The organism is Paracoccus sp. S4493 (assembly GCF_000967735.1).
GTDB lineage: Bacteria > Pseudomonadota > Alphaproteobacteria > Rhodobacterales > Rhodobacteraceae > Paracoccus > Paracoccus marcusii.
In genome coordinates, this window is sequence record NZ_JXYF01000070.1 from 1 (window position 1) to 381 (window position 381).

The 381-nt window shown below is 60.6% G+C and carries 1 pseudogene; it reads right to left on the reverse strand.

Annotated elements, in window-relative coordinates:
* Nucleotides 1-367: pseudogene (locus tag TW83_RS11640) on the reverse strand (IS5 family transposase); the annotation flags it as partial.
* Between the last annotated feature and the right edge of the window lie 14 nt (nucleotides 368-381).

Consider the following 381-nt stretch of genomic DNA (forward strand, 5'->3'; position numbering starts at 1 on the left):
CCGCCTTTTGTCCGCCCGATCTGGCGTGCGCGCCCCCCTTTTTCACGCACAGGCTCGACGCCGTGCGGTGTGCCTTGAGATAGGTCGCATCGATCATGATCGTCTTGTGCTCGGCGCTCTCAGCGGCCAGGCCGACCATGATCCGGGCGAAGACCCCGTTGTCACTCCAGCGCTTCCAACGGTTGTAGAGGGTCTTGGCGGGCCCGTATTCCTTCGGCGCATCACACCACCGCAACCCATTGCGGTTGATGAAGATTATGCCGCTGAGAACGCGGCGATCATCGACGCGGGGCTTGCCATGACTCTTGGGAAAGAACGGCTTCAGGCGTTCCATCTGGGCATCGCTCAGCCAGTAAAGATTGCTCATCGATCAGGTCTCCT